The 26,481-nt window shown below is 57.8% G+C and carries 22 protein-coding genes and 3 pseudogenes; 18 read left to right on the top strand and 7 right to left on the bottom strand.

Features of this window, described 5'->3' with window-relative positions:
* Positions 1 to 99 precede the first annotated feature (99 nt).
* A complete protein-coding gene (locus tag AB3X89_RS33080; RefSeq protein WP_368587014.1) occupies positions 100 to 1,008 on the top strand; it encodes a LysR family transcriptional regulator in 909 nt (302 codons plus the stop codon).
* Here AB3X89_RS33080 and AB3X89_RS33075 read toward each other — a convergent pair.
* Complete coding sequence (locus AB3X89_RS33075) at positions 1,005 to 2,324, bottom strand: acetyl-CoA carboxylase biotin carboxylase subunit family protein (RefSeq protein ID WP_184251770.1); 1,320 nt, start codon at positions 2,322 to 2,324, stop codon at positions 1,005 to 1,007. The genes AB3X89_RS33080 and AB3X89_RS33075 overlap by 4 nt on opposite strands.
* Before the next feature lie 626 nt (positions 2,325 to 2,950).
* Positions 2,951 to 3,664 (bottom strand): hypothetical protein, encoded by a 714-nt coding sequence (locus AB3X89_RS33070; protein WP_368587013.1) that lies wholly within the window; start codon positions 3,662 to 3,664, stop codon positions 2,951 to 2,953.
* A 657-nt stretch (positions 3,665 to 4,321) separates the two neighbouring features.
* Between AB3X89_RS33070 and AB3X89_RS33065 the strand changes: the two genes are divergently transcribed.
* The 8 genes from AB3X89_RS33065 to AB3X89_RS33030 all read left to right on the top strand — a co-directional run bounded on the left by AB3X89_RS33065 (position 4,322) and on the right by AB3X89_RS33030 (position 12,423).
* A complete protein-coding gene (locus AB3X89_RS33065) occupies positions 4,322 to 5,254 on the top strand; it encodes a LysR family transcriptional regulator (RefSeq protein WP_018435001.1) in 933 nt (310 codons plus the stop codon).
* 730 nt (positions 5,255 to 5,984) lie between these two features.
* Positions 5,985 to 7,631 carry a nif-specific transcriptional activator NifA gene (gene nifA / locus AB3X89_RS33060; protein WP_368587012.1) on the top strand — a complete coding sequence of 549 codons (1,647 nt, stop codon included), beginning with the start codon at positions 5,985 to 5,987 and terminating at the stop codon, positions 7,629 to 7,631.
* A gap of 273 nt (positions 7,632 to 7,904) precedes the next feature.
* A complete protein-coding gene (gene nifE, locus AB3X89_RS33055) occupies positions 7,905 to 9,398 on the top strand; it encodes a nitrogenase iron-molybdenum cofactor biosynthesis protein NifE (RefSeq protein WP_368587011.1) in 1,494 nt (497 codons plus the stop codon).
* Positions 9,399 to 9,419: 21 nt separating this feature from the next.
* Positions 9,420 to 10,781, top strand: coding sequence for a nitrogenase iron-molybdenum cofactor biosynthesis protein NifN (gene nifN, locus AB3X89_RS33050; RefSeq protein ID WP_368587010.1), 1,362 nt, complete (start codon positions 9,420 to 9,422; stop codon positions 10,779 to 10,781).
* A 51-nt stretch (positions 10,782 to 10,832) separates the two neighbouring features.
* Positions 10,833 to 11,246: a nitrogen fixation protein NifX gene (nifX, locus tag AB3X89_RS33045; RefSeq protein ID WP_018435005.1), complete on the top strand. Its 414-nt coding sequence runs from the start codon at positions 10,833 to 10,835 to the stop codon at positions 11,244 to 11,246.
* Positions 11,247 to 11,319: 73 nt separating this feature from the next.
* Positions 11,320 to 11,538: a CCE_0567 family metalloprotein gene (locus tag AB3X89_RS33040; protein WP_026228605.1), complete on the top strand. Its 219-nt coding sequence runs from the start codon at positions 11,320 to 11,322 to the stop codon at positions 11,536 to 11,538.
* On the top strand, positions 11,535 to 11,837 hold the full coding sequence (gene fdxB, locus AB3X89_RS33035; protein ID WP_368587009.1) for a ferredoxin III, nif-specific: 303 nt from the start codon (positions 11,535 to 11,537) through the stop codon (positions 11,835 to 11,837). The genes AB3X89_RS33040 and fdxB overlap by 4 nt, the downstream gene beginning before the upstream one ends.
* Positions 11,838 to 11,853: 16 nt before the next feature.
* Complete coding sequence (locus tag AB3X89_RS33030) at positions 11,854 to 12,423, top strand: nitrogen fixation protein NifQ (RefSeq protein ID WP_018435008.1); 570 nt, start codon at positions 11,854 to 11,856, stop codon at positions 12,421 to 12,423.
* A gap of 421 nt (positions 12,424 to 12,844) precedes the next feature.
* Here AB3X89_RS33030 and AB3X89_RS33025 read toward each other — a convergent pair whose 3' ends face one another.
* A complete protein-coding gene (locus tag AB3X89_RS33025) occupies positions 12,845 to 14,737 on the bottom strand; it encodes an SAM-dependent methyltransferase (RefSeq protein ID WP_368587008.1) in 1,893 nt (630 codons plus the stop codon).
* A gap of 1,502 nt (positions 14,738 to 16,239) precedes the next feature.
* Here AB3X89_RS33025 and AB3X89_RS33020 point away from each other — a divergent pair.
* Both AB3X89_RS33020 and AB3X89_RS33015 read left to right on the top strand, forming a co-directional pair.
* Positions 16,240 to 16,704 carry a hypothetical protein gene (locus AB3X89_RS33020; protein WP_368587007.1) on the top strand — a complete coding sequence of 155 codons (465 nt, stop codon included), beginning with the start codon at positions 16,240 to 16,242 and terminating at the stop codon, positions 16,702 to 16,704.
* A gap of 248 nt (positions 16,705 to 16,952) precedes the next feature.
* Complete coding sequence (locus AB3X89_RS33015) at positions 16,953 to 17,201, top strand: hypothetical protein (protein ID WP_368587006.1); 249 nt, start codon at positions 16,953 to 16,955, stop codon at positions 17,199 to 17,201.
* Positions 17,202 to 17,934: 733 nt separating this feature from the next.
* Here the strand turns inward: AB3X89_RS33015 and AB3X89_RS33010 are convergent.
* The 3 genes and pseudogenes from AB3X89_RS33010 to AB3X89_RS33000 all read right to left on the bottom strand — a co-directional run.
* A complete protein-coding gene (locus tag AB3X89_RS33010) occupies positions 17,935 to 18,129 on the bottom strand; it encodes a CocE/NonD family hydrolase (protein WP_368587030.1) in 195 nt (64 codons plus the stop codon).
* 1,065 nt (positions 18,130 to 19,194) lie between these two features.
* Positions 19,195 to 19,377, bottom strand: a pseudogene (locus AB3X89_RS33005) (transposase); the annotation flags it as partial.
* A 132-nt stretch (positions 19,378 to 19,509) separates the two neighbouring features.
* Positions 19,510 to 19,608: pseudogene (locus AB3X89_RS33000) on the bottom strand (DUF6680 family protein); the annotation flags it as partial.
* A gap of 243 nt (positions 19,609 to 19,851) precedes the next feature.
* Here AB3X89_RS33000 and AB3X89_RS32995 point away from each other — a divergent pair.
* The 4 genes from AB3X89_RS32995 to AB3X89_RS32980 all read left to right on the top strand — a co-directional run bounded on the left by AB3X89_RS32995 (position 19,852) and on the right by AB3X89_RS32980 (position 22,103).
* Positions 19,852 to 20,001, top strand: a complete 150-nt coding sequence (locus AB3X89_RS32995) for a DUF4224 domain-containing protein (RefSeq protein WP_368587005.1) — start codon at positions 19,852 to 19,854, stop codon at positions 19,999 to 20,001.
* Positions 20,002 to 20,110: 109 nt separating this feature from the next.
* Positions 20,111 to 20,917 (top strand): IS5 family transposase, encoded by an 807-nt coding sequence (locus AB3X89_RS32990; RefSeq protein ID WP_368587004.1) that lies wholly within the window; start codon positions 20,111 to 20,113, stop codon positions 20,915 to 20,917.
* A 235-nt stretch (positions 20,918 to 21,152) separates the two neighbouring features.
* On the top strand, positions 21,153 to 21,701 hold the full coding sequence (locus tag AB3X89_RS32985) for a hypothetical protein (protein ID WP_368587003.1): 549 nt from the start codon (positions 21,153 to 21,155) through the stop codon (positions 21,699 to 21,701).
* Positions 21,702 to 21,815: 114 nt separating this feature from the next.
* Entirely contained in the window at positions 21,816 to 22,103 is a 288-nt protein-coding gene (locus AB3X89_RS32980; protein WP_368587002.1) for a hypothetical protein, read from the top strand.
* 121 nt (positions 22,104 to 22,224) lie between these two features.
* Here the strand turns inward: AB3X89_RS32980 and AB3X89_RS32975 are convergent, their stop codons facing one another.
* Positions 22,225 to 22,461 carry a DUF3892 domain-containing protein gene (locus tag AB3X89_RS32975; RefSeq protein ID WP_368587029.1) on the bottom strand — a complete coding sequence of 79 codons (237 nt, stop codon included), beginning with the start codon at positions 22,459 to 22,461 and terminating at the stop codon, positions 22,225 to 22,227.
* Between AB3X89_RS32975 and AB3X89_RS32970 the strand changes: the two genes are divergently transcribed.
* The 3 genes and pseudogenes from AB3X89_RS32970 (at position 22,351) to AB3X89_RS32960 (ending at position 25,561) form a co-directional block, all read left to right on the top strand.
* On the top strand, positions 22,351 to 22,581 hold the full coding sequence (locus AB3X89_RS32970; protein ID WP_368587032.1) for a hypothetical protein: 231 nt from the start codon (positions 22,351 to 22,353) through the stop codon (positions 22,579 to 22,581). The genes AB3X89_RS32975 and AB3X89_RS32970 overlap by 111 nt on opposite strands.
* A 600-nt stretch (positions 22,582 to 23,181) precedes the next feature.
* Positions 23,182 to 24,259, top strand: a pseudogene (locus tag AB3X89_RS32965) (IS110 family transposase).
* Between the two features lie 166 nt (positions 24,260 to 24,425).
* Positions 24,426 to 25,561 (top strand): IS3 family transposase gene (locus AB3X89_RS32960; protein ID WP_368587001.1). Its coding sequence is split into 2 segments (ribosomal slippage): positions 24,426 to 24,681 and positions 24,681 to 25,561, totalling 1,137 coding nucleotides; the frame shifts between segments, so codons are not numbered across the junction.
* The last annotated feature ends 920 nt before the right edge of the window (positions 25,562 to 26,481 follow it).

Here is a 26,481-nt window from a genome sequence, read left to right as displayed (position 1 = left end):
TCCCTATTCCATTTGAATGGTCGCAACTTTGCGTTACCGCAAATAATTTGTACAATCGATTGTTTCGATATGTCTCATCCATAAGGCGGATACCGGAACATGCGATTCAAAGGCCTTGATCTGAATCTTCTCGTCGCGCTGGATGCGCTGATGACGCAGCGCAACTTGACGGCTGCGGCGCAAAGCGTCAATTTGAGCCAGCCTGCCATGAGCGCCGCCGTTGCTCGACTACGCGATTATTTCGGCGACGACCTGTTTGTAATGAGAGGTCGTGAGTTCGTCCCCACTGCGCGAGCGACGGAGCTTGCTGGACCTGTTCGGGAAGCCTTATCGCACATCCAGCTTTCGATCATCTCGCGGGACGTGTTTCGACCGGACAAGTCGAATCGCCGCTTCAGGGTGTGCCTGTCCGACTTTATGACGCTGGTCTATTTTCAGAATGTCATTGAGCGTGTGGCGCGCGAGGCTCCTTCGGTTGGTTTCGAATTGCTTTCCCCTGATGACGACCCGGGTGAGCTGCTTCGGCGTGGGGACGCCGATTTTTTGATCCTGCCGGAGCTGTTGTTGGCTGATGCTCATCCTAAAGCACCGCTCTTTGAGGAGAAGCTCGTGTGTGTAGGCTGTCCGACGAACAAACAGTTGTCCCGCCGCCTGCCGCTCGAGAAGTACATGTCGATGGGACACGTAACAGTGAGGTTTGGACGTGCACGGAGACCTTCGATCGAGGAGTTCTTCTTACTCGATCTAGGTCTCAAGAGGCGCGAAGAGGTTATCGTGCCTACCTTCGACTTGATCCCGCGAGTCCTGCTTCATACTAACCGTATCGCTACGATTCCTCTGAGGTTAGCAAAGTATTTCGCGGAAGTCGCCCCGCTGCGGATCGTCGACGTCCCGTTGCCACTTTCCTGTTTCACTGAAGCGATCCAATGGCCTTCCCTGCATAACGGGGATCCTGCGAGCATCTGGATGCGAGAGCTCCTGCTGGAGGAGGCGCGAAACTACGTCTAGCAAGGCAGAAGCGGCGGGGAATGCCTTCCGGGATGAACCATTGGAGCCGCTGGCTCCGCAGTGAAGGGGGGCGCGGCAATCTCGGCGAGCGTGTATTGGAAATTGTCTAATGTCGTGTGAATTCCTGTGGCTATTTCGTGCTCCGATGCCGCGCGGTAGCGGAAGCGCGCGAGGAGGGTGGCGTAGCCGCCGGTGCCGTCGAAGAAATGACGTGGCTTGGGGAAAACCGCCTCGTAAAGCGCGGGGATCTCTCGTAGCAATTTTGCATCGACGAATACTTTGCCCACTGGCTCCGGCAACATGAGGAATCCACCGCGGGCGGACGATGCCGACGCGTCTAGCGCTGCTTGCACCTGAGTGGCTAACCGCGCCTTGTCACCTGACTGCTGCGCGGCCCAGAGGGCGAACAGGTCAACACCGTACAGATCGTGAAAGAGGAATGGGATTTCTCCTTCGCCGACGCGGGCACCAACCTTAAGGAAATACAATCCATCGCAGCCCCGGACTATCTCAAGATGGAATGGCCCATTTCTGAAATCCAGGGCGCGCAGACACTTTACGGAGAATGCGGTTAGCGCCTCATTTAGAGGACTTGGGTCGAGCATCACCGAGCCGAGTGGTTTACCTTGAGCGAACTGGACATAAGTGCTGATGTAGCGAGACGCGCGCGCGATAACCAATGTGCCATTCAGAAGGAAGCCGTCAACGTGATAAACCGGACCGTCGATGTACTCCTCGCAATCGTACTCGGCAAGCGGTAGTGTCGGCCACAGTGCATCGAACTCAGGACGGGTCTCGATGCGCCGTGACCCTATGTTCGCCGTACCTGATCGCGGTTTCACGATTATCGGAAAACGCATCACAGTGGTAGTCGCCGCCTTGGCAACGACCAGATCTTCCAGGGCTGCAAACCGCGGTACACGCAGGCCAGCTGCGGCGATAGTATTCGTCGTAACGGCCTTATTTCGAAAGCGCACGACTGTCTCGGGAAGGTCGCCGGGGATATTGAACGAATTGCGCAGTCGCGCGGCCGCTAAAAGGTCGAATTCGGATAAGGCGACTAGCCTGTCGATGCCGCCGAGCGCTGAACTACAGGCGCGCACCGCCGCATGCAGCGCTTCTTCATCGAGGATGTCAGATAGCTGTTCGACGTGTGCAATGCGAGAGGTGTCAAGCGCGGCGACACTGTTGGGCGTGCAGACGTATGCGATCTTGTTCGCCGCATGATCAATGTAGCGCTGATAGGCAGCGAAACCGTCGGACCACCGGTTAAGCACGACTATGCGGTTACCCTTAGCAGGATGATTGGCTTTCATGTGGAAGCAACTTGTTCAGATATTTTTTCGGCTTGATCAAATTTGAGCGCACAGAGCGTATTGGCGATGTCCGGGCCCGGCGTCGGGGCGATCTGCGGCGGTGAACCGGACATGTCTGGTAGGGGTTTAAGAGAGCAGTCAGTCTCGCGATAGTGGAGGGTGGGTGGGCGTGGGAGCTTCGTCTCCTTTGAGACCGGATTGTGGCGCACACTCGCCACTTCGGCGCCGCCGGCGAAGTCCGCTGATAAGGATTTGACGAACCGTACAATTGTCAGGCAGGTCGCATCGCCACGTTCGCATTGCCGGAGCAGCGTGGGTTTGGATTGCAAATATGGCCGCGTATCATCAGTTTCGACAACAAGATCGACTTGTTTAGTTTAACCAGTGGGTATATGTGTCCATTACGCTGCTGCCCGGCAATCTCCGCGAGCGCTGAACTGTCCACGGTGACTCGCCTGTGCATGGGAAGACGGCGAGCGCAGCGCCCACCACCGCGAAGGACGCAACAGACGCTCGCAGTCGAAGGGTCGCGGCACGCGCAAATGCAAGGGCGGCGATACCTTGACGAGCTGTGGCGGCGAAAACTGCGGTACCGGATGACGCTGGCGCAACCAAGATGACGGCGGTCATGTGGCTGCTTCCCGCGAGGTTATGCTTTCCGTCCGGGGCACGGTCGTCACACGCAACTCATCGAAATATTCGTGGATCAGGCCGACGAAGTTGCGGAGATACATTTCCGCGCTCTCAATGCTGCCCCAGCCGCCTATTGCCCGCTGAAGGGCAATCCAAATGATGTCATAGTGCTTGTGCGATTCCGCGTACTGAATGTGGTCGAGCGAACCTTTAACGTGATCGTGGCCGAACGCCCGGGCGGCGGCTTCTGTAATGCTCTTGCTGTAGCGATTGGTGTACCATTCGAGCAGCCAGTTCCAGACCATCGTCGGCAGCGGACCATTGCGACCAATGCTCAGATAGAGGTAGCCGATCAGTTTGTCGGTGCTGTGGAGGGGGGCAACCCGGTCGACGTCATTGGCAGATAAGCCGAATTTCTTAAGGTCGTGGAGGAATTTCCCCTCATGCCCGTATCCTTCTGCCAAGTATTGCGCGAGGATCTGTGCGAGCGTGTTGTCCTTGGAGCCGATTTTGTAGAGTGCGAACGCGTCGACCTCGTTATTGAGTCGGATTCGCAATACAGTTTCTACGAGGTGGCGGCGATAGTACTCACTGTCGATCCAGTCGCCACGGTGGAACGCTGCGGTTTCGGGCGAAGTTGCGAACATCTGTTCCACAGCTTGTTGAGCGACTTGCTCAAAATAAGTGCGATCGTTGGCTGTACTCATGTGACCTCCGGTTAGAAATTGAAAAAGGGCAAAGAAACGAGCGAACCGGGCTGCTATAAACGCGTCGAGGAGATCAGCCGGGCACCTTGACGCGTTCCTGCGGGAAACTTCGATGCGTACATCAGGCTCGCGGGAGTTCCTAGAGCTTCTAGACTCGCACCGCGACTGCGGTGGTCGTGCGATGAGAGGGCAGCACTGTCAAACATTCTTGGGCATTTTTTTCGGCTAGCATAGCGAGAGAGGGTTCGTGCAACCTGCTGAACGCAATGCTTCAACCTATTGTTTGCTAATTGCAGTTAAGTGGACGTATCCGGGCTCAGATAGCCCGGCGTGCCGAGAACTCCTCATCGAGGAGCGCCATGAGGTGGGCACGAGATGACTGGAGGCCACAACGTCAAGCTGTGCTTTTCTGCAGTATTGCTCCTTCACTGGAAGGAGCATTGGCCAGTTCGGTGGCGGCTGTTCGATCAGGTACACGGCGAAGCTCGAAGGGCCGGCTGCGCCAGCGACTCGGGTATTCCCCGCAATGCGTATTCGGCGTGTTTCTCGTGCAACTTTTTTCGCATCCATGTTCCCTGACTCGTGACGGTAGGATATTAACCGCAGGGGTATGCGTGGTATAAGCTGATAATCTTTATGTCTGCATGAGGGAAATTGATGATTCGCGATCTCGACAGCACGCTGCTGCGTACGTTCGTGACGGTTGTAGAAGCCGGCAGCGTGAGCAATGCTGCGATGGCTCTCCATCGGACACAGGCTGCTGTCAGCATGGCCCTTCGGCGGCTCGAAGATGAGGTTGGCCAACGCTTGCTCGAACGTTCACCGCGCGGCGTAAAGCCGACCACCGCGGGCAACGTGCTACTGCCATATGCGCACAAGCTCCTCGACATTGGCCTCGCGGCTCGCTCCGCCCTGACTGAGGGCGACGTTTCTGGCACGGTGAGGGTCGGCATTCCGGAAGACATCGCAATGAGCCACCTTCGCCATGCATTGCGGCAGTTCTCGGCTCTCTATCCGGACGTAGCGCTGGAGATTGTTGTCGATGCGAGCCCGGCGTTATCGCAGCGGCTCGCAAGCAACACACTAGATTTCGCGATCGGCGACCCTGCGCTGATTCACTCGGAGCCGATAGTTACATGGCGGCATCCGCTTCGCTGGGCGGCCGCACGTACCCGGAACACGGACCTTGGCGAGGGCCCGCTTCCGATTGTTGCATTCGGCGGCGCATGCCGGTGGCAAGAGATTTTTTTCGCGACGTTACTCGACGCCGGCATCGCGTGGCGTGTTGCGTGTACGAGCACAAGTCTGTCGGCGGTGCAGTCGGCCGTTGAGGCAGGACTCGGTATTGCAGTGCTGCTCGACTGGCACGTGCGCCGCGACACCATGCACGCGATCGATCCGCAAGCTGTCGGGTTGCCGATGCCGCCAGTGGCGGAATTCGGTCTGTTCACTCAAGAGAACTGGAACGACCGAACATCCGCAGCTACCGCACTTCAACGGTTCCTCTTTCGCTCGCTGCAGCTGAGCTCGGCAGAGCACGGAATGTTCACGGCAGAGCAGCCGGCGATGCCAACGCGTGGTCAGGTTTAGGTGACGTCGCGCAGTGGTCGCGTCGAAGAGATGATATTTCGGCGCGTCAAAACGGTTGCTGCCGGGTATTTTCGATGAGCAGCCCCGACGCTGACGCGGGCAGGCAGCGTTGCTTTGGGAATTCAGGAGCCCACTGAGTGGCGTTTGACTTATGTCATCGAGAAACATCGGGCCTCGATGCGGAATGACATAGGTGTCGACCGGTTGCAGGCGTGTAACGTTGCATTGGATCGCGCGCTAAAAAAGAAACGACGAACAACTGGGCGGATGCACTCGAGCAAGCTGCTGAACAGCTCTCACAGCATTTTGGAAGGACTCGCGCGGAGTTGCGTCTGCGTGGTGCAATGAAACCTGAACTGCCATTTGAGGCCTATGGCACTTACGATTTGGATTTCATATAACGAAGCCGCTTCTGCCTTCCTTCAACGCTGGCAGCGTTCGACCGAGACTAGGAACCTCGACTGACTGTGCGGGTTGCCGTTGACCCGAATTTGTCGTGAAACCTACGTCTTTTTTGGTTAGTATGCTAGCCGCGAACGGAGGGGCCCCGTTGCCTCTGTTTGCAGCTTCCCGACGCCATTGCTGCGATTTTGTCATTTTTGTCGAGTTTGGCGATGCCTGAGCACAGCGGCATCCCGAATTCGGCTGCCACCAACGCGACTATGGCTCTGCCGTTGTGCCGAGCCGTCTCCGTCACTGCGTTGACGAGTTGTCGCTGGAGCCCGAATCTATGTCGCATTCTCTTATCAACGAGAGCCCTCCCGATTTCGATGTAGTGGCCGAAGTGCTAAAAGCGCTGGCCTCATCCCGTAATGCAGAGCACGCGTTGAAGAGGTCGCTGTGGTTTCTGTCGCGTGCGAGAGGCTGGCGGTCCGCGTTCATCGCCGTCGAGCAGCCGGATGGAAAGCTTGGCGGCCTGTGTAGCACGGGACTGTCAGACGGCTGGCGAGAAGGTATGCGTTTTCCCTCCGGTGAAGGGATCGTAGGGCAGATACAGGAAAGCGAGTCCGCCGTGGTTGTGTCTGAGTTGGATGGTGACCCAATGTTCGACGACCGCACGGGGGCTGTTCGTGTTTCCAATGCCGAGCGTGTCGCTCTACTTGGGACACCGATCCGGCACGAAGGACGGCCGCTCGGGGTGCTCGTAGCACTTTGTGAGAATCCGGACGGGAAGCGTGTTTTCGCAGACGATCTCCAACTTTTGGAAGTTGTTGCTGCGCCAATGGGCAGGGCACTTCTCCTTGAGCGTGAGGCGAATCCGAACCGCAAAAGCGTGCAGGAGGAGATTAGTCGCCGACGGAACGCGGCCCCTCCTATATATCAAGTCGATTGGGCAATCGGCCGATCTGCGTCGATGCAGCACGTATTCGCGCAGGTCCGTCAGGTCGCACCTGCGAGAACGACGGTGCTCTTGCGCGGCGAGAGCGGCACCGGCAAGGAGTTGATCGCGCGTGCAATCTATCGTTTGTCCCCGCGCAAGGACCAGCCATTCGTCTCGGTGAATTGTGCGGCGCTCACGGAAACACTGCTGGAAAGCGAGCTGTTTGGCCACGAGAAGGGGGCGTTCACGGGCGCGCAAACTCAGCGAAAGGGGCGCTTCGAATTGGCGCACGGCGGAACACTTTTCCTCGACGAGATAGGTGATATATCGCCGTCGTTCCAAGCGAAACTCCTGCGCGTTCTGCAGGAGCGGGAGTTCGAGCGGGTAGGAGGGACAACGCCCGTGAGAGTTGACGTGAGGCTCATCGTAGCAACTAATCGCAGTCTGGAACAAATGGTGAGAGAGGGCGAATTCCGAGCGGATCTTTACTACCGCATTAACGTGGTGAGCATCGTGTTGCCGCCGCTGCGCGAGCGCCGGGAAGACATCCCCGAGATGGCGCAATACTTCCTTAACCGCTTTAATCGTGAGAACGGTCGCGCTCTGCATTTCAACGAGGAAGCGTTGCGCGTGCTGTCAAGTTGTTACTGGCCCGGAAATGTGCGCGAGCTCGAAAACTGCATTGAGCGGACTGCGACAATGGCGCATCATGACACGATTGGTCGTTCTTCGTTTCTCTGCGAGATCGACCGGTGCCTCACGAAGGTGTTGCATCATGTGGAGCGAGAAGACGCAGTACGTCCGGCACGCTCGTCGGACGTTACAGTTAGTAACGCGCTGAACGTTCCCGCGAAATTCGGCGCCCCGGAGCGCGATGCCCGCGGTCTCGGCATGCACTCTGGTGAGCACATCCCTGAGGACGAGCGTGAGCGGTTGCTCTGGGCCATGGAGCGCTGCGGTTGGGTGCAGGCAAAGGCGGCACGCCTGCTCGGCATTACGGCGCGGCAGATCGGCTATGCACTGCGCAAGCACGGAATCAAACTACGCCGCTTCTAAGAAAGCGAAGCTTGAGGTCACGCCCTGGACGGCTCCGATATTTCGTCTGCTCGGTATGCAAAGCGAAGCGCGCGTGGAACACAGCACGCGCATGGTCTGAAAGAAGGTCGATAAGTATGTTGTGTCGCAATCCGTTCAACTCCGACAAAGCACTGGTTTAAGTTGACGCTGTTAGTACAGTGCCCGATCCCCCACGCTGCGGATGCATGCGGGTTCGAGCCGTGGTACGGAACTTGCAATTAGTTGTGGACCTCATATTGTCAGGATTCTCCAATGTGGTTCAAGGCTAGGACTGCAGATATTTTCGACGAACCCGGTTGCGCGAAGAATAGGGCGAAAAGTGAGACGGAGCGCAGACAAGGCTGCGCCAAGCAACTTCCGCCAGGAGCGACTGCTGGCGGTTGTGCATTCGATGGAGCTCGGATTGCACTTCAGCCCGTGGTTGACGTAGCGCACCTTGTGCACGGGCCGATTGCGTGCGAGGGCAACTCGTGGGATAACCGTCCCGCGGCATCCTCCGGGTCGATGCTCTATCGGACCGCGTTCACGACTGATCTAAGTGAGATCGATGTAATCTATGGCGGCGAGAGACGGCTGTTCAGAAGTATTCGCGAGATTATCCAAAAATATGATCCCCCTGCCGTGTTTGTCTATCAGACGTGCGTCACCGCGCTGATCGGTGACAATATAGAGGCAGTGTGTAAGCAAGCGTCAAAGAAATTCGGCAAACCTGTGATACCGGTCAACGCGCCCGGTTTCGCCGGGTCGAAAAACTTCGGCAATAAACTCGGTGGGGAGGCGATTTTCGATCATGTAATCGGCTCGCGTGAGCCCGCTCACACAACGCCGTTCGACATCAATATCATCGGCGAATACAACCTCTCGGGGGAGTTGTGGCAGACGAAGCCGCTCTTCGACGCGCTTGGTATCCGTATCTTGGCTTGCATCTCTGGTGATGCTCGCTACAGTGACATCGCGAGCGCTCACCGCGCGAAGGTAAATATGGTGGTGTGCTCAAAGTCGATGATTAACATTGCCACAAAGATGCAGCTGAAATACGACATTCCCTATTTCGAGGGCTCTTTCTACGGAATCGGCGATGTGAGCGATGCGTTGCGCCAAGTCGCCAAGCTGCTGGTGCAAAGGGGTGCGCCCGACGATCTGATCAAACGCGCCGATCGCTTGATTGAAGCAGAAGAGGAGCGCGCGTGGGCGCGCATTGCGCCATACCGGGCGCGCCTCGATGGAAAGCGCGTGCTGCTGATTACAGGCGGTGTGAAATCCTGGTCGCTTGTTGCGGCGTTGCAAGAGGTGGGGCTCGAGATCGTTGGCACCAGTGTGAAGAAAAGCACCGAGAAAGACAAGGAAAGGATCAAGGAGATCATGGGCGATGACGCGCGCATAGTCGACAATATGACGGCAAGCGAAATGTACGGCATGCTCCGCGAGTCGCAGGCCGACATCATGCTGTCCGGCGGGCGCTCGCAGTTTGTCGCGCTAAAGGCGCGGGTGCCTTGGCTTGATGTCAATCAAGAACGCCATCATCCATATGCCGGGTATGAGGGAATCGTCGAGCTGGTGCACGAGATTGACCGCGCAATCAGCAACCCGGTCTGGGAGCAGGTGCGCATTCCAGCTCCGTGGGACGACAAAGGCGAAGGGCTCTGTGGCGAGCGAATGGAGTTCACGGAGCGCATGACAGAACAGTCGCCGCGTGCAAGCGCGCGGGATTGCCCGAAGGGCCTTCGACCCAGCGTCGCGGCCTGAACATAGCGGAGTGCAGACACAATGGCAAACGTCGTCGAACTAGGGAAAGCCTGTACGGTCAACCCGCTAAAAATGAGCCAGCCGCTTGGCGCGAGTTATGCCGCCATGGGACTCGATGCGTGCATGCCGGTGATGCACGGTTCGCAGGGCTGCACGTCGTTCGGCCTCGTCCTGTTGGTGCGCCATTTCAAGGAGGCCATCCCGTTGCAGACCACTGCAATGAATGAGGTCACTACCATTCTGGGCGGATTTGAAAACGTCGAAACGGCGCTACTAAACATCTGCAAGCGCGCGGCGCCGAAAATCATCGTGCTTTGCTCGACAGGGCTGACTGAGGCCAACGGGGAAGATGTCGCCGGTCATCTCGCGATGGTGCGCAAACGCAAGCCAGAGTTGAGCAATACCGAACTCGTGTACGTATCGACGCCAGACTACATTGGCGCATTCGAGGACGGCTACAGGCGCGCCATCGTTGCAATCGTGAAGGCGCTTGTCAAGCCGCTGCCAACCGTGCAGCGACAGGTCAACGTGCTGCCCGGCAGTCATCTGTCACCCAGCGATATCGACGAGTTGCGAGAGATCATTGAGGCATTCGGGTTAGTTCCGATCATATTGCCAGACGTCTCCGGTTCGCTCGATGGCCACATTGCTCCCGACTGGCGCGGGACCACGCTGGGCGGGACTTCTCTCGACCAGATACGCGCCGCAGGTGCGTCGACATTCACCTTCGGCGTGGGCGAGCAAACGCGCGACGGTGCGCAGGCACTGGAGACGATCGCAGGCATCCCATTCGAAATTTTTGAGCGGCTCACAGGGCTCGAACCGAACGACCGACTCTTGCATCGCCTTGCGCGATTGTCAGACCGGGAGGTCCCGATCAAATACCAGAGGCAGCGCAGCCAACTGCTGGATGCAATGCTCGACTGCCATTTTTACATAGGTGGCATCAAGGTGGCCTTGGGCGCAGAACCGGATTTGCTGCTTGCAATCGGTTCGCTGTTGCACGAAATCGGCGCCGAGTTGCCAGTCTGCGTCAGCACGACTACATCGGCGTCGCATGCGCTACTGCCGACGAGCGAGGTCGTGCTCGGTGACCTTGAGGACATGGAACGAGGCGCGGGGGATTGCGACCTGCTTATTACGCATTCGCACGGCCGGCAGATGGCCGCGCGTCTCGGCAAGCCTCTGTTGCGCATAGGCTTCCCCGTATTCGACCGGGTCGGCAATGCCCATCGATGCCAGGTCGGCTATCGCGGAACGATGAACCTCGTCTTCGAACTCGCGAATCTATTAATCGATCGAGTTACGCACCACCGCTCGGCCGACTGGGCTCTGCCGCAGTCGTCGCTCGACCTCGCTGCGCCAGTCGCTAACGCGGAGTAAGGAATTCCGGTCGTCGCGACCATTGCATGCAAATCATGAGGGAACCATTGCATGAAAATCGCATTTGCCACGCAGGACAAACTGCATGTCGACGCGCACTTTGGCTGGGCGAAAAGCATTGTTATCTTCGATGTGACGGCGGAGGGGTACGCGTTCGTGGAAGCCTTCGATTTTGGCGGCAAGTTAGAGGAGGACGGCGACGAAGATAAGCTTGCACCGAAGCTGGACGCGATCCGCGGTTGCGCGATCCTGTACGTTGCCGCAATCGGTGGTTCAGGAGCGGCGCGCGTCGTAGCGCTGAAGGTGCATCCAGTCAAGGTGCCACAACTGGAGCCAATTGAGGACATCCTTATCAAGCTTAGGGATGTCCTGAAAGGTACGCCACCGCCGTGGTTGCGCAAGGCGCTAACCAGAAATGTGCGCTCATTCGACTTGGCCGAGGATGACGAGGTATCTCATGGCTAAAGCCACTGTTGACAAGACCGCCACTTTGCGGACAGCGACAACTGAGGCGCGTCCTTTTACCACGGGAGGGGGCATGAGTGACCCGAATGAACTGAAGGTGCGCCTGAAGACACTCAATACACGGGCCATTCAGGCCAAGATGGATCTCCACGACCTTTCGGAGGATCTTCCGACTAGGTGGGAAGAGATATTGACGGTTGCGCAGCTCTGTCACGAGGCTCACGCCGCGCTGATGGACGCGCGCAAGGCCGCGGCAGCGGCTCTCGACGAAGCGCCTGGGAGCCGGAGATGAGCGAGATTTTTTGCGTAAAGCTACCTAGCGGGGAGATGTGGACGCCTACCTTTGTCTCCGCCCTTGATGATGAGAAGTGTATCGGCTGCGGACGATGCTTCCGGTCGTGTTCTCGTGGGGTCCTGCAGCTCGTCGGTGTAGACGAGGGGGGCGAGCGTACCCCGGTAGGCGAGGATGACGACGACGAGTACGAAAAGAAGGTTATGACTATTGCGCGCCGGGAGTTGTGTATCGGTTGCACGGCATGCGCGAGGATATGCCCAAAAAAGTGCTACACGCACGCGGTGGCCATGGTCTGAGCCACAAAGGACGGTGATGGACTTCTACACGACGTTGATGCGTCACGCTGTGGACAGCAACGATTCCACGGTTCTTGCCCTCGCTGGGGTACTCTCGGCGGCGTTCGGCCAAGCCGGCGTGCACACACTGCCCATCCGCGGGTTGAATCTGGATGAAACCCACTGGCTGCTCGCGCATTGGTTTCCCGGCGTCGACAGCGCCCTTTTCTTGCAACTGGCCGCCTCGCCTGCGGCGTGGCGCCAGCGATCGTGCGACGACGAGGTCGGAGACCTCGCAAACCTGTTGAAGGCACATGCTGATCCGCTCGCAGGCACAACGATTGAAATCCATTGCGTTTCGCATGCGCTCGCCTGCGCCTGTGCGGGGCACAAACACCTGTGGCAGGAGCTGCGCCTTCGCTCGCGTAGCGAATTGCCGGTGCTGTTGGGCTATTGGTTTCCGCGGCTGGCGCAAAAAAACGTTCACGGTATGAAGTGGAAGAAATTCCTCTACAAGCAACTGTGCGAGCGTGAGGCGTTGCTTGTCTGCAAGTCTTCAAACTGCGCGGAGTGTGGCGACTTCGCGGATTGCTTCGGACCAGATTGATGGTCTGGCTACCGACGATACGTGGCCATGCGGGGCCTTGGCATATTCGCCGTGACGGTGAGCTACAAATGCTAGGAGATACTTTAACGATTGCCAGCTGATTGCGTTCAGCGCGGATCAAGGTGTTAAGCGTGGATGTCATCATGTCTTCCTATGCGTCATCGCCTCCGGGTTTCTCGTCGCACACGACTGTACCGAGGCTGCAAACAACCTAGAATCCTCGGTGCATCTCGCACCCGAGGATTTCCTGCTCGGCTCCCCGGCGCACGCGGTGACCCGTACTTGGCTCGGTGGCATCGCTGCGCTGGCGCATTGCTACTCGTATAGCCTTGCGATTGTGGGATGCCCTTGCCGCTTGTAGCGCTGACCATTGCGCGGACTGGGGCGGATAAACAAGTAATTGCGAGGCATAGTCTGACGATTAGACCGTGGCTAGAGTTAGACGTGACGGTGTTGTTCCGATTTGCAGTCCGTCTGAGCGGTTCGCAAAGTACCTGTGGTTCAACTGGTCTATAGTCCAAGTGTGGGAACTGCTGAAGCCCAGTGTAACCAGCATTTGAGCCAACTCAGCCGGATCGAACGCGCTTTTCCACGGCTCGCCGCCCTCGGCGAATTGCGCCATCAACTGTTCGACGAAGACACGCATCATCGGCGGCAAGCTGGACACTGGCAATGCGTATTCCAGGAGCACGGCGCTGCCTCTGGCGCAGCGCGCGATGAACCGCAAAGTATCAACGACCGCAGCCTCGTCGAGGTACATGGTTACTCCGAGCCAGCTGAAGAAGGCCGGTGCGAGTGGATCGAATCCGGCACGCGTCAAGCCCTCGGCAAGGCTGATGCGCTCGAAGTCGACCGGTACGAACCGCAACGATTGCGGCAAGCGGATGCCCGCCTCATTCAGGTGCGCTCGTTTCCATTCCTGCGTGGCCGGCAGGTCAACCTCGAAGATGCTCCCGGGCGTGTCGTGCTGCCGGTAGGCGGTGGTGTCGAGCCCTGCCCCAAGCACGACGTATTGTCGCACCCCCCGCTCGGCGGCCTCGGTCCAAATGTCGTCCGCTAGCCTACTGCGTACGACCAGCGCGCTGCGCCTACACATCGACATTGGGTGGCGGAACCGATCGAGGCCATTGCGTAGGTCCTGTGCCTCGGCTTTGCCTAGCACGGCCAATGCGAGCGGATCATCAAGCACCAGCGGGCGATCCAGTAGTTGGTGCGCCGCCCGTTGCCTAGCCACGATCAAGGCGCTAGGCTTGGGCCCGGCGTCGGTTGGCGTCACATCGTGCCCAACGATGTGTGCCTTATGCAGATAGGCCAACAATGCCTCGTCGAGCCCCACCCCAAGTTGCAGGCCCGGCTCTTGGTTCAAGGCGTCTCGAACATGCACTTCCAAGACCACGTCATCGCCACAGAAGCTTTCACGGAAAAGCTGTTGCCAGCGCTCGACGAGAGCCTGTACCGGCGCAGCGTCGGCCGCGACGCCGGCCTGCATGTGTGCCCGCAACTCAAGCGCCAACGTTGGCCATTCGCGCCTGTTCTTTTCGTTAAGCTGGCGGCGTCGAACTTCGTCCATTTGCGCCGGGTTCAAGTGTTTGGCGAGAAGTGTGCAGCGCGCGTGCGCAAACGATTCGTCTATCCAAACCAGCATCTCCGCCGTAATGCCGACAATCTGCTGTGCGCGTGGCTCCGCGGTTTGAATCTTCATCAACTTGTAAGCGAGCGCCGGGTCGTTGTTCGTCATGCGGGTCATGAGCCGAACCCAGCGCCAAGCCAACTCTTGGGCAACACTGCTTTCACTAGACAGACCTTCCCGCATGGCGCTATGAACCTCAACGATGAGCTCGTCCCATATTGGATCCATCGGCGCAAGCGCGTCCGGGCCCGTTGCAAACAGCGTGTCGAGTTCGTCTTCGTTCAAGTGCTTTTGATACATACTCATCAACTCCAAGGTGTTGAGCCAATCAATCGCGGGCGTTTCGCTGCCGGCGGCCAGCATCTTGGCGAGGCGTCTCAGGTGGCGACTGAGACGCTGCGCCCGCGAAGCCTGCGCGTCCAGTTCGGCGATCTGCCGATGAAGAATATTTATCGGGGCACTGGCCGGTTGGTCGTCAAGGCTGGCTTTGATATCGGGAAGCGAATAACCGAACCGTTTCAGTGCCTCGATACGATGCAGCCGGATCAGGTCGCCACGCCCGTACAGGCGTGCTCCCCCCTCAGTGCGTTGCGACGGAGACAGCAAGCCGATCGCGTCGTAGTGATGTAAAGCACGAACGCTCAGCCCCGCTCTTTTTGCCAGTTCACCGATCTTTAACTGCATTGCGTCTCCGGTACGTACGTCAACGCTAAAGCCTGACGTAGCGTTAGGTGCAAGGTGAATTGATGTGCCGGTGCTGCGCCGCATTTTCAAGCTAGATGAATATCAGGTGTCGCGCCGATCGGCATCTGGCCTGATCTTGAAAGCATTGTCAATAGCTTGCCTGTGCTACCAAGGAAACGCCAAGCGCTGCGATGTTGTGATGTCTGGAAGGGCGATACAACGCAGCCCCGATTGAATTCTGAATCACTTCGGATGCGATAGAACTCTTTGGCTGGTTTGCGCGCCGCGCAAATCAAACAGTCAAGTGGTGGTCCGCGCGGTCGCCAAAAATCTAGCTACTGCTACTTGTTGATAGTCGCTGCTCCGATTCTTTGCACAGCTGCAACCCGGCCTCGACGTCATAGATTAGATCTGATTCTGGCTATTCCACCCGGGCGGCTTTGTTGCACTCCAGGCCTCCATGGCTCGTCAGTGGTACGCTCACGGCGCACAAGCGTCTCATCCGTCTGGCAATGTCATCGAGCATGCGCGGTTGGACGATTGTCAGCCGTTGTCCCAACGAATCGCCGCAGGAATGTGGCGCTCTGTCACGGTTTGCGTGGCCCCATCTGTATCGGATTCCGATATCGGCTCGCACGCGAAGGTTATGCCTCGTTGAAAGCGGTCGATAAGAACTTGCGGCTAGTAGTATAAGAAATGTTGAATGCCAATTTGTTCTATAGTCTGCTAGTCTTCGGAACTCTAGCTAAAACGTGGCAGAGTTCGAGCGCGTTCAGCGTTGAGGTGGGCGGCGGCACCCATGACGTTAGTGTCGTTATCGTGGCAGCAGTGCTACGAACCGCGGGTTCGATGGCCATCTGCTACCGATAGGGAGTCCATGCCTAAAATCAAGAGGGTCGTGTGTGGATGGGGCTGGTCGCAGTGCTAGCTGTAAAGCGCCGCTGGTCGCCTGCTCAGTACGCGGCGGTCTGTCAGTCTCGCAAAATCCTTCCGGGATTTACTGCTGCGCAACTTTTGACGGAGGGTCAGGGGGGCGTTACTTTTAAGCGGTGTTGAGCATGATTGTTGCTGTACTGATCAACGGCACAGGTACGAAACGGGCAAAGCAGCAAAACTCGTTGATATGAGGCACATGCTCGTCAAGGTGACTTCGCGTTTGACAGCCTTTCGGAGAATGGCCGTCGGTCGGGCGCGGGACTATATGTATCGTCGGCCTAACTTCTAAAGATTGCGGTGGGGGCGAACCCGTTTTTGGGTGCCGTCGCCCGTCGTCCTCCGCTTCAAGCGTCCCGCCGCCACTCACGAATCACTATGAATTCGGTTACTCTTTTGACTACTGGAAAACGTTAAGTCGCGCAGAGCAAGCTTCTTGAACTGGCTGCTTCCTTTCGCGGCTCGTGCGTAGTCGCTGTGCGCGGAATGGCGGAGCAGTGACATCTCACTTTAGCCGTCATTGTTGGTTGATCATCAAATGGGCCCTTTTCGAAACATTGGAGAACATCGTGGCAACACTTGTAAACATTACCAGCGGTACTCCCGATGCCGTGCAAATTTGGGGATTCTATGATCTGTGTGGCGTGAACGACGTCGCGGCCGCTCTCAACACTATCGCTGCGGGGCTGAGCGGTGATGGTAATACGATTCATGTGATGTCAGGTACTCACGGATACTGCAGCGGACGGGTTGGTGCAGTAGCGACGCGGGAACAAAGGTTCGCGGAAGAAGATCGAGTTCTCGCTCATCCAATGACGAAGGACAACAACGCCGTTGCCGTGGTTGTCCACGACTTCAATACCGACAAGCTGCCGGCCCCCGACTACGTGTCTGCGGCGATGGCGAAGCTCAACGCGGATATCCGCTCAATCGTCAGGACCGACACCGGAAACCATGTATTCCTCCTCGCCTACTGCTGTAGTGCAGGTACGGAGTGGATTCGCAAATCGGGACAAGAGAACAAGTGGACTTGACCCCGAGGTGTGCCTGTCGCGCAGCGCGAGCCGGTTAGACACGCTTGCCCGTCTGCAACCTTTGCAAGGTCGCGCATGCGACAATAAGGCTTGACGCTGAATCGCGAGGCCACGCTGCTGCGTCGCTTCGGCGGTGAATTGCGTTGCAAACCATACAGAAATTGCTCATATGCGTACCGAAGAAACGGGGTGGTCAAACTGCCAGCGAAGCGGCTGGTGGCAATGCTCGCATGTGTTAGAGCGCAGAAGTGCAGCCATTTAATCAGTGTGCACCTTTGTTTTTAGTTGATACGCTGTTCAGGATGCGTAAAAGACAGATTCATAAACTTCTCGACCTTGCTCACGAAGAAGCCTACGCTTTCGTTGAGGAGAGTCCAGCAAGAGCTTTCAAGGAATTGGAAGAGCTCTTTGATGAAATGTTCTTTCATTCGCTTTCGCGTCACATCGGTGAAATGACAATCGCAGAAGTATCCACCCGTATTCGCGAAGGAGAATGAGAATGGAACCTAATCTATCAGTTGGGCTCTGAGCAGTCAGAGAGGCACTGTGACATTGCTGAATTGACCGAGTACGATCGCGTGCTTAGGATGCGAGATCGCCGTGACCCACGGTCATCGCTTCCCAGCGGCGGTCATCAGTTGCGCGATGTCCTATGCTTCAGGTTTCGGCTCAGTCTATCTGATATCGAAGCGCTGCTGTTCAAGTAAGGGTTATCGTTAGTTGCGAACCGGTCCGACTTACGGACCTGATGGCTGGAAAAACAAGGGACAAACTCCATGACGAAAAACTCCGATGCCGCGACGCGGGGGAGCCGTCCGTAGTGGTGTGGAAGCCCTTGCGATGAGGCCGGCGCGAACGGGGCGTTATCCGGTTGACGATGGTCGTCAACCGGCCAGCTAGGGATGAGTGACATGGCCTTAACAAAAACCGCATTGCGAAGAGCATGGTGTGAAGCGTATCAGTTTGTACCGATTGCCCGGCAGGTTCTGTCCGAATGTGGCGATTGTCTCATCGTTCACGCCTGCAGCATCCGTATTGGCCCTACCAGCCTGCGTGATCAGCTTGGCCGCTTCGATCTAGTCGACGAGCGACAGCCATTGCCCGCCTACCAGAAGTCGTTGTAGGTGTAAGTGACGTCATCAGAGTCAGCCACCGCCTTGAATCGCGCCAGTTCGCAGATCGCCCTGCGGGCGGCCGCCTCTTGCTGGTCCATGTACGGACCCAACCGGATCAATACCTCATCGACGCCGTTGTAAGGAAATGGTCGTAGCCGTTGCTAATACCCTGCACCGGCACGGTCGCGTCAAGGTTCGGCACGTCGGTCGCCGCGATCATCATCGGCAATGTGCCATTGTACGAGACGCCCTCGAGCGAGAACCACGAGGAGGTTGATAAAAAGCTCTTCCCTGCTCCCGTAGGAAGCAGATTTAGCGGCCTCTTGCGTCGGCTCTCCGGTCAAAAGATGGTCGAGATATTCCTTCCCTGCGTCCAAAACGGCCTGTTCAGCCTTGCTACGCTGATTCCGTCCAAGACGGACCGGCCCATAGTAAGAGCCGCTAACACAAGTCATCAAGTGCGACGCGTGTCGCCGTCCGCCGGACGTAAATCGGCAATGGAGTAGATGGCAAAGCTCTTTTCTGCCTTGTCACATTCAAGTACCTGAATATGGGAATTTGAAGCCGTGACCTGCTGTACGACCAGCAGTTGCCTACCCGGACGCGCGCGATTGGTAACGGTCGGGTGCGAAGCTCCGGGGACAACGTAACCTCCGTTAAGGCGGTTCACCCGGGCAACCGGGAAGGAATCGACACTGCCCGCAGCCGTGCGGTGTGGGGGCCAGGCAAGTTCCGCATGCACAACGTACGTGAACTGCTGACAGAATCCTCGTTATTGTGAAAGAGCCCAAGCTGCTGTTGACTCTGACCAAAAGGTATATGGCTGGTTGCGCCTTTTTGATGTGGGCGCACGCACGTCGTCAAAACGCCATCGGGGAAGAGGCAGGTGCTAACCGGACAGGCCCAGAAGTGCTCGGGTCGGTGGAGATGGAAACGCGGGAACCCCGATTTCCCGCCTTCGTTTCGCGTCAGGGAAACGGCGGCAGGTAAACCGCGAGGAATACTGTTGGGAAAGCGGGAGTGAGAACGCGCAAGAAGCGAAGGGTTGCCTGTAACGGGCAATATAGGGGTTCAAGATTTGCCTTGACCTGAAAGGGTGCTGACGTGCGTGTGGTGCGGCTGTCGTGAGTCCGCATCTGGGGTTCGCCGAAGGGAAGCTTGTGAGAGGCCGGTTGGTCTACGGCTCAGCGCCCTTGTCCCGGTTTCGGGACGAATCGACGATGCGACGCTAGCGAATGTTGCGTATGCACAGACGCAGCCGGCATCAGCACGATGCTTAACGCCGTGCGCGAGCCGTATGCGGGGAAACTCGCACGTACGGTTCTTCAGGGGCCGCGTTTCTGAGAGGGAACGCGGCTACCCTCTCGAAGCGCGAGCAGATAACGGCAGCAGCCCGGGAAAGCAAAGCACTATGAATGTCGAGACGCCGTTCGAAACGAATGCGCAGTTTGCCGAAACCGGCAAACCATGCATGCGTGCGTTCGACCACCCAGCGATGCTGCCCGAGCCGCTCCTTGCTTTCCACGCCGCGACGGGCAATACGGGCCGTGATTCCGCGCTGCTCCCGTGACGGCGTAAATGCCGGAATCGACAGTTCCAGCGCCGCCCACAGTTCGTTGCTGATTTTTCTTCTCGACATGCGCCCAGGATACGAAACCTATGGCTTGATGTCCAGGTTGTGTTAGCCGCTCTAAGTAAGGTCGATCATATTCAGGGCGCCAACATGCTCCCGAGAAAGCCGCGCGCCGCACGTCGCCATAAGCGTTCGGAAGAGCGCTTGCTTTCTGTTTTCAGAGTCTTTTAGAGAGCGTCAAGCAGCGTGGCCGGCGGACAAGCTAATTGTCGCCGCCCAGTCTTTACTGAGTTCGATCGACTTTTGCGCTTGCACGGCAAAAATCGGCCCCGCAAAAGTCGCGACGCGATTACCCACTCACCCGTTGTCATTTCGAAGCTTCCCGATAGCGAAAAAAGAAAGTATGACTGAAGCAGCTCAACGAATGATCGAAACCACGCGTAAACACTGGAGGATCTGATGATCGGGTCTATGTTTCTTTCCGCCGCCGAGCTGGTCGAACTGACCGGCCGCAGCAAGCGCGCATCTCAAGAGGCAGCGCTCCGCGCGATGGGGATCGAGCACAAGGTGCGCCGACGGTCGTCTCGTCTTCTCGCGGCGCCACGTTGAACAGCAACTCGGCGCCGGCGAAAGCAGCGCGCCGCCGGAAGCTATGCCCGATCGGAGCGCAGCCTAGAAGGTGTTATGAACTTTCGGCCAGACCTGGTACCCTGGCGGAATGAAAGAGCGCAGACCTTACCCAACGGATGTATCGGATGAAGAGTGGTACTTTGCCGCTCCGTACCTGACATTGATGAACCAGGAGGCGCCTCAGCGTCGCTACGAATTGCGCGAGATGTTCAACGCCTTGCGCTGGATTGTCCGCGCGGGCGCACCGTGGCGTCTGCTGCCCAATGACTTCCCGCCGTGGGAGGCGGTCTACGAGCAGACGCAGCGCTGGATTCAGGCAAGCTGTTTCGAGGCCATGGTCAATGATCTGCGTTCGATTATCCGGGTGGCGCAGGATCGCCGGGGGCAGCCCAGTGCAGTCATCCTGGATGGCCGCACGCTGCAGTCGACGTGCGAGAGCGGTCCACGCGCGGATTACGACGGGTACAAGCGCAAGAAAGGCAGCAAGGTGCACATGGCGGTGGATACATTGGGACAACTGCTTGCGGTGCATGTGACGCCGGCCAACGAACAGGAGCGTGCACAGGTCGGAGAACTGGCGAGGCAGGTCCAGCAGGTCACGGGGCACACCGTGAGAATCGCGTTCGCTGACCAGGGCTACACCGGCGAAGAGCCTGCACAGGCCGCGCGCGATGAAGGCATCGAGCTTCACGTAGTCAGGTTGCCGGAGGCAAAAAAAGGCTTTGTACTGTTGCCGCGTCGTTGGGTGGTGGAGCGCAGTTTCGGCTGGCTCAACCGCTTCCGGCGACTGGCCAGAGACTACGAGCGATTGCCCGAAACCTTGGCTGGTCTGCATTTCGTCGTGTTCTCCGTCCTTATGCTCGTCCACTTTGCAGCCCTTAACAAAAGTGCATAACACCTTCTAAGAGGCGTTAACAAAATGAGTATGGGTTTAGCCATGTCCTATTCGTCGTCGAAACAATGAAAAGTTAACAGGATTCATCGAGAGTAAACAGCCCCTTTATTCATTTTGTTAAGGTTTCTAATGCCGAAGGCCAGAAACAAAGAGAACAAGCGCCTCCCAGCCCGCTGGCGTCAGATTCACGGGGCCTAAAACTACCGCGTTCCCGAAGGGTTCGAGGCTGCATGGGATGGGAAGAAGCAGTTTCGCCTGGGCAAGACTCTTCCGGAAGCATACAAGGCATGGGCCAGCCCGGCTGGAGACGCTCGACGACGCAAAGACGATCGGCGATCTACTCGACCGGTATGCGCTCGAAGTCGTGCCGAAGAAGGAGGTCACATCACAGGCGCACAACGCTGTTGCGATGAAGAGGCTGCGCGCCGTGCTCGGCGCCTTGCCGCTGCCGTCGCTGAAACCGCGCCATGTCTACCAGTGCATCGACAAGTGCTCGGCGAAGACCGCGGCGAAGCGCGAGATAGAAGTCCTTTCACATGCCGATACGAAGGCCGTCGAGTGGGGCTATCTCGACCGACATCTGTTCAAGCGAGAAGTCCGACTCGAAGGTCAGAAGCCGCGCACGCGCTATATCGAGGACTGGAAGATCGTCGAATGCCTGTCACTAGAGTCGCGCCGCAAGACTGGCAGCGTGTTCGCGACCCAGACATACATGCGGATCAAGCTGCTGACGGGACTGCGCCGGGGCGATCTGCTGCGCCTGACGATGTCCGATCTGCAGTAGGAGGGCATTCACGTTACGCCCGGCAAGACCGAACACACGACGGGCAAGCGGCTGATTTATGAGTGGACCGCCGAGCTACGGGAAGCAGTCGCGCTCGCAAAGAAAGTGCGGCCGGTGTCGATCGCCCCGTGGCTGTTCTGCAATCGAAGCGGCGAATGCTATTTCAATTTCAACGACAATGGCCGCGCCGGCGGATGGGAAACGATGTGGCGCAACTTCATGGAGCGCGCTCGTGAAGAGACGAAGGTTAACGAGCACTTCACCGAACACGACTTGCGGGCGAAATGCGCCACCGATGCAGAGACGCTCGAGCACGCAAACGCACTTCTGGCCCATGCAGACGGGAAGGTAACGGAAAGGATTTACCGCAGGAAACCGGAGCGCGTGAAGCCGCTTCGTTAAGAGAAAGGCCCCGACCGCACGATCCTTGGCGGGAACGTTCGGGGCCTTGTGTCGCACGTCCGCGGTGTTTAGCGCCGCAGACTAGACGCGCGGCGCTGACCGATACCGGAAACTCCCGCAATCAGAAACAAGGAGAGGCATTTATTGGGCACTCGGGCAGGCTGAGAAGATCGTCCGCAGTGGTTTCGTCGCACCCGGTCCTGAGGAATTTCTGGCCTTGCGGGGTTTGCCAGCCGAGCACATCAGCATGCTGGCCATTTCCGCCAACATAGAAGTTCCACTTACCCGTTTCAATCCCGTTAATAGCGTCTTTCTGGCTGATCTTCCACCTACTCCCGTCGGCATTCTTTCCGCCGATATGCGAAATGGCCTCGTGCCTACTCTCCTTATTGGTCTTGCTGATGCAGAAAACCTCAATGCGCATTGTCGTCCCCCAATCTTTATGATGGAGTTTGAATTGTATCATCGCGCATATTAAGGAATTACAGGTTCACCAGAAAGCATTGAAAATCATTTTTGTTTTCGTTAAATTGGCCTATGTTTGATGTACGCTAATGGCACATCAACTAAAACCGAAATCAGATTTCAAATACGGAATAACCCGCGCCGATGCTGACGGGGTCCGCAGCATCCGTCTAGGACCCGCTCGGGTTAGAGCGCCGCCAAGGTGGGTGAGTTCGATTCACACCCTTTTCGTCGGCGTCAAGCCGTCGCATCGACTCGCCGCAATTTTCATGATAGTTTGCCATTTCCTCAACTACACCAGAACGGGTATTTAAATGCCATTAAACGAACTTGGCGTCCGTGAACACGCAATTGCAACTTTTCACAAGCTCATCGAATCCCAGTCCATTCAACTATCAGGCTGCAGCATCGGAATGGGCCAAACTCATGAAGGTCGGGCCCAAGGCGACATCGAATATCTCGACGAGCTGTTCAAAGGTCTCGTGCAGCTCTATCGTAAGGCTCCGTGACGAAGTGTCCTGTCAGCTAGAGGGTGTTAGATCCTACGTAGCAGGAACGTGGGCGAGCCGATCCGTAAAATCAGCTTGTCAACGCGTGCTCAAAGGAGAGCATCATGCACACACAACAGGGATCCAACCCATGCGCCGAGGAAGTTGTACTGGCGGTGTCGCTCGAACTGGCTATGGCCAAGTGGAAAGTTGCGCTACATGATGGCCACCGCGATCAGCCGGCCGTGCATACGGTGACGCCGCCACAGGCCGCATGCCTGCAGGCGGTGCTGTCCCTAATTGAACACCGCCGGCAGAAATGGGGGTTGCCAACCGAACTACGGATCGTCGTGAGCTACGAGGCGTGCCAAGACGGACCGGCTGGATGCAATCAGGCTGATCATCAGCCTGCGAGCCTAGCTGCGCGGTGAACGCGAACGCATGCGCGCGATCCGTGTGCCGTCGGTGCAGGATGAGGCGTCGCCCCACCTGATAGGCGACCGTCGGCAACTTCTAAGGGAAGTCCTGCAACACCGGGATCGCATGCGCAAGCTGCTGGTCACGCTCGACTGCTGGGGCGAAGTCGACAGCCGGAAGTTCGCCGAACGTCTGGCACGCGGTGACGTACTATGCCACGATGGTACGGCACTCCCGCTGGAACTGCAGCAACGGCTGCTGCGCGAAGGCGAACGACTCGAGGTCGTCGCGCGCCAACTGGCCGCACTGGAGAACGCACGGCTCGAGAGTCTGCCCGAATCCGCGCGCGCGCGAATCGATCGCCTCACGCGCCTGAGCGGCATAGGGGCGATTGACGGCGCGCGACTGGCATTGGAACTCTTCTGGCGGCAGTTCAGCAATCGCCGGCAGGTCGGTGCGTGCGTGGGTCTCGCCCCGCAGCCTTATGACAGTGGTGAGAGCCAGGTCGACCAGAGCATTAGCAAGCAGGGTAACCGGCGAGTGCGGGCACTGTTGATCGAGATGGCATGGTCTTGGAACCGTTACCAGCCGGAGAGCGTCCTGACGCATTGGTTCTCGCAGCGAACAGCAGGCACCGGTCCCAATCGCCGCGCACGACGAATCGCAATCGTTGCGGTCGCACGACGCCTGGTGATTGCACTATGGCGATACCTGAAGGACGGAGTGATTCCAGAAGGAGCACGGTTGAAAGCGGCATATGATACCGCACTTCAGTACCTCGAATGATAAGTGGGTGATGCCGAAGGAAGCGAATACAGTCTGAAGTGAACATGCCCGTCAAAGTTCCAGGTTGCTGGGCATGTAGAGGTGGCGCCGGAATTTCGGACAAGGTCGGTAAGTGGAACGGTCGGGGCCTGAGCTGGTCATAGGGACCAGCAAAAGGAACCCAAAGATGGCAAAAAGAAGCCGCCGGTCGCATAGCCCGGCATTCAAGGCAAAGATAGCGCTGGCAGCCCTAAAGGGCGACAAGACGCTGGCAGAGCTGGCGCAGCAGTACGATGTTCATCCGAACCAGATTACGGACTGGAAGAAGCAACTGCAGGAGCGCGTGTCGGAAGTGTTCGAGACGGGCAAGTCGACGACAGGTGAGCCACCAGTGGACGTCACGGTGCTCCACGCGAAGATTGGCCAGTTGACGCTGGAGAACGATTTTTTAAGCGGAGCGCTCGGCAAGGCGGGGTTGCTGAGCGGAAAGCGATGATCGACCGTGCACACGCGCTACCGATTGCGCAACAGGCGCGACTTGTGGGGATCGCCCGATCAAGCGTCTACTACCAGCCTCAACCGGTCAACGAGACGGAACTGAAACTGATGCGCCGGATCGACGAGCTGCATCTTGAGTTCCCGTTCGCGGGAGCGCGCATGCTGGTACGTCTGCTGCGCCGCGAAGGCATCAAGGTGGGCCGACGGCATGTGGGCACGCTGATGAAACGCATGGGTGTCGAAGCGCTGTACTGCAGGCCGAACACGAGCCGCGGCCACAAGCAGCACAAGATCTGGCCGTATCTGCTGCAGGGAATGAAGATCAACCGCGCCAATCAGGTGTGGGCACTCGATACCAGCTACATCCCGATGGCGCGGGGCTTCGTGTATCTGACGGCTGTGGTGGACTGGGCCAGCCGAAAGGTATTGGCACATCGCGTGGCGATCACGCTGGAAGCGATCCATGCGGTCGAGGCGCTTGAAGAGGCATTCGCGAAATACGGCCAGCCTGAAATCGTCAACACCGACCAGGGCAGTCAGTTCACGGCGACCGCTTTCACCGGCGCGGTTCTGGATCGCGGCATCAAACTATCCATGGGCGGCAAGGGAGCCTGGCGCGACAACGTGTTCGTCGAACGAGTGTGGCGAAGCGTCAAGTATGAGGAGGTGTATCTGAAGGCATATGAGTCGGTCAGCCACGCCCGGCGCTCAATCGGCGATTACATCAATCTGTACAACCAGAGACGACCTCATTCGAGTCTGGAAGACCGCACGCCGGATGAGGCATACTTCGCGACACTGTCTGCGATCAAATCGGCAGCATGAACGCCCCGGTGGTTCCACTTAAAAATCTCGGGACCCTGCCCGAACAAGCGGCGCCACCTCTAACAACGGTGGCAAGTCTCGGCATCCACGTTACGGAAGGCCTTGGAATATCCCAGCCGATCCCCTTTTAGCAATCACCAACCACCCACCAAGCCCGGTGACAACACCGCCCGGATCATGACTGCGACTGGGGGCGAGAATCATGCCGGGTCTGGCTGGCCAAAGTGTCAATTATTGAGGCGGGAAGATAGTAACGGGGGCGGATCTGAGTAATAAACCGACCCCCGCACGACTGTCGCCGTCCTGAGTCCCTCCGCCACTTCGGCAGGTTGCACGACGCGCAGGCATTGAGTCGGTCTTGCCGTCCTGATCGGTGTCCAAGCGTCTGCATCACGCTTTGCTTCAATGGCGCGCGCATCGCTTTATCCGGGGCATGACGGCCCGAGCGTCAACGACGGCATGATCTGTAGCTGTCGGGTGCCCAGTTCGCACTACCCACGCGTGGCCACCCGAGCGCGTCTACTTTGCGCCCACTTCCGTCGTCGGCGTCGGGGGTGGCCGCGATGGTGCGGTCGATGGGGTAACGGTACCGGGCGGTGTCGACTGGCCGGATGCGAATGGTTGACTCGCCTCCTTGTCAGTAAGCGGCAGTGCCGCATCGTCTCAATTGCATCCGGCCAACTGGATTGCTACTGATACGAGCAGAACAGCCGCCCCCACATCGCAGGAAAGGATGCTCCGCTGGCGGCCCGTTGTTCTCATGTTTTTCGAACTAGAGCGTGTTAGGAACTTTGTAAGCGGCTCAGCTGGGCCGTTGGTCCATCCGCGTGCGCGTGAGGCATGATGGTGAATGGAGCGGCTGGTCAGGTCGAGGGATCTGGCGGACTGGTCGGCGTATGCAGCTTGTCGGCCACACGCCA

It is taken from the genome of Paraburkholderia sp. BR14320 (assembly GCF_040948665.1).
Taxonomy (GTDB): domain Bacteria; phylum Pseudomonadota; class Gammaproteobacteria; order Burkholderiales; family Burkholderiaceae; genus Paraburkholderia; species Paraburkholderia youngii.
Note: the sequence above shows the minus strand (reverse complement) of the source record. Positions and strands in the feature narration are given on the sequence as shown.

Bases quoted from the DNA above. Each gene is read 5' to 3' on its own strand.
- fdxB (WP_368587009.1), top strand. From the start codon at position 11,535: ATGAGCGAGATTTTTTGCGTAAAGCTACCTAGCGGGGAGATGTGGACG.
- AB3X89_RS32970 (WP_368587032.1), top strand. From the start codon at position 22,351: ATGCTGGCCATTTCCGCCAACATAGAAGTTCCACTTACCCGTTTCAAT.
- AB3X89_RS33040 (WP_026228605.1), top strand. From the start codon at position 11,320: ATGAGTGACCCGAATGAACTGAAGGTGCGCCTGAAGACACTCAATACA.
- nifN (WP_368587010.1), top strand. From the start codon at position 9,420: ATGGCAAACGTCGTCGAACTAGGGAAAGCCTGTACGGTCAACCCGCTA.
- nifA (WP_368587012.1), top strand. From the start codon at position 5,985: ATGTCGCATTCTCTTATCAACGAGAGCCCTCCCGATTTCGATGTAGTG.
- AB3X89_RS33025 (WP_368587008.1), bottom strand. From the start codon at position 14,737: ATGCAGTTAAAGATCGGTGAACTGGCAAAAAGAGCGGGGCTGAGCGTT.
- AB3X89_RS33080 (WP_368587014.1), top strand. From the start codon at position 100: ATGCGATTCAAAGGCCTTGATCTGAATCTTCTCGTCGCGCTGGATGCG.
- AB3X89_RS32985 (WP_368587003.1), top strand. From the start codon at position 21,153: ATGGGAAGAAGCAGTTTCGCCTGGGCAAGACTCTTCCGGAAGCATACA.
- nifX (WP_018435005.1), top strand. From the start codon at position 10,833: ATGAAAATCGCATTTGCCACGCAGGACAAACTGCATGTCGACGCGCAC.
- AB3X89_RS33030 (WP_018435008.1), top strand. From the start codon at position 11,854: ATGGACTTCTACACGACGTTGATGCGTCACGCTGTGGACAGCAACGAT.
- AB3X89_RS32995 (WP_368587005.1), top strand. From the start codon at position 19,852: ATGATCGGGTCTATGTTTCTTTCCGCCGCCGAGCTGGTCGAACTGACC.
- AB3X89_RS33070 (WP_368587013.1), bottom strand. From the start codon at position 3,664: ATGAGTACAGCCAACGATCGCACTTATTTTGAGCAAGTCGCTCAACAA.
- AB3X89_RS33065 (WP_018435001.1), top strand. From the start codon at position 4,322: ATGATTCGCGATCTCGACAGCACGCTGCTGCGTACGTTCGTGACGGTT.
- AB3X89_RS32990 (WP_368587004.1), top strand. From the start codon at position 20,111: ATGAAAGAGCGCAGACCTTACCCAACGGATGTATCGGATGAAGAGTGG.
- AB3X89_RS33075 (WP_184251770.1), bottom strand. From the start codon at position 2,324: ATGAAAGCCAATCATCCTGCTAAGGGTAACCGCATAGTCGTGCTTAAC.
- nifE (WP_368587011.1), top strand. From the start codon at position 7,905: ATGTGGTTCAAGGCTAGGACTGCAGATATTTTCGACGAACCCGGTTGC.